Origin of the sequence: Nocardia sp. NPDC059228 (assembly GCF_042754245.1) — a bacterium.
GTDB lineage: Bacteria > Actinomycetota > Actinomycetes > Mycobacteriales > Mycobacteriaceae > Nocardia.
Genome location: NZ_JBHZAL010000156.1, coordinates 1 through 1,142 on the forward strand (window position 1 = coordinate 1; position 1,142 = coordinate 1,142).

At 68.6% G+C, this 1,142-nt stretch carries 3 protein-coding genes; all 3 read right to left on the reverse strand.

Annotation, left to right across the window (positions count from 1 at the left end):
• The coding region (locus ACFXKA_RS43135) for a peptidase inhibitor family I36 protein (protein WP_379431932.1) at positions 1-208 on the reverse strand (208 nt) is incomplete at its 3' end.
• Between the two features lie 225 nt (positions 209-433).
• The gene (locus ACFXKA_RS43140) at positions 434-682 is read right to left on the reverse strand and encodes a type II toxin-antitoxin system RelE/ParE family toxin (RefSeq protein ID WP_376519390.1); all 249 of its coding nucleotides are present in this window, start codon (positions 680-682) and stop codon (positions 434-436) included.
• Entirely contained in the window at positions 679-933 is a 255-nt protein-coding gene (locus ACFXKA_RS43145; RefSeq protein ID WP_376519398.1) for a type II toxin-antitoxin system Phd/YefM family antitoxin, read from the reverse strand. The genes ACFXKA_RS43140 and ACFXKA_RS43145 overlap by 4 nt, the downstream gene beginning before the upstream one ends.
• Between the last annotated feature and the right edge of the window lie 209 nt (positions 934-1,142).

Here is a 1,142-nt window from a genome sequence, read left to right on the forward strand (position 1 = left end):
CGTCGGACCCCATCTGGCACCGCGCCATGGCACCCCACCCGCCCCTGTCCTCCCACGCACAGAACCACCCGACCGGGCAGTCCTGGTACGCGGTGATCGTCGCGCCCGTCGCGGGGCCGTTCGCCGATGCCTGGGCAGTGGGCGCGGACGCCATCAGTCCGGCCGCGGCGAATGCCAGTGCGGCGCAGAATCCTGTGAACCGTCGCATGAGGGTGTCGCCCTCCTTCGATCCGTGCAGTGCCGGGAGATCCGGCCATTGCTCTGCCCGAAGTCCTCTCCCTCACCGCACGGCCCACAACGCCGGGCTGTCGGCGCAGTGTTGTGTCCCGGGGGCGCACGGGAGTGAGCGGTGATGTGCCCCTCTCCGCGAGTTCAACGGCACCGGCTTCACACATACCGGGGAGCGCGCGGGAACCCGGCGACGGAACGTCAGCTACACCCGACCGAGGTGGAAAACGGTGACGGTGACCGTCTGATCGTGAATCTCGTACTGGATCCGGTAGAAGCCCGCCTGGATACGGTAGATCCCGCTGGCTCCGACGGTGAACGAACCGGCCGGTCGTGGATTGTCGGACAACAGATCCACGGCTCGGAAGACCTGCTGGACGCCCTCGCGATCACCTGCGGCGTGCTTCTCCGCCGCGGCCAGGGCGGATGGCTCCCAGATGACGCGATAGCTCACGAAGCATCGCCGAAGATCCGACGACGTGCTTCGTCATGCGGGACACCGGGACCGGTCTCGCCGCGCTCCTTGCGTGCCAGGTACTCCGCGGTGCGCCGGTGGTATTCGAGCTCTTCCAGCTCAGCCGGGCTTATGAGCACGGCCATGATCTGGCCCCGGTCGGTGAGGGCCACATGCTTCTGCTCGGCGCTGACCTGTCGGGCGAGTGCCCCCAGTTTGTTGCGCGCCTCAGTGATGGCATAGGTGTCCATGCGCAGTACCTTACAACAGTGCGCACTTCCGCGATGATGGCTGCCGATCAGGCTCACCGGCCCCGGACAGCGCGGTGCCGCGCCTCCGGGGCTGAGGGGTCCCCTGGAGGCGCGGCGGTCAGCGGCCCTGGTAGGACGCTCCGTCCGCGCGGGCCGGGCACAGGGGCGGGATCGTGCCCAGGACCTCGATCGGGATCACCGCGCCGTTG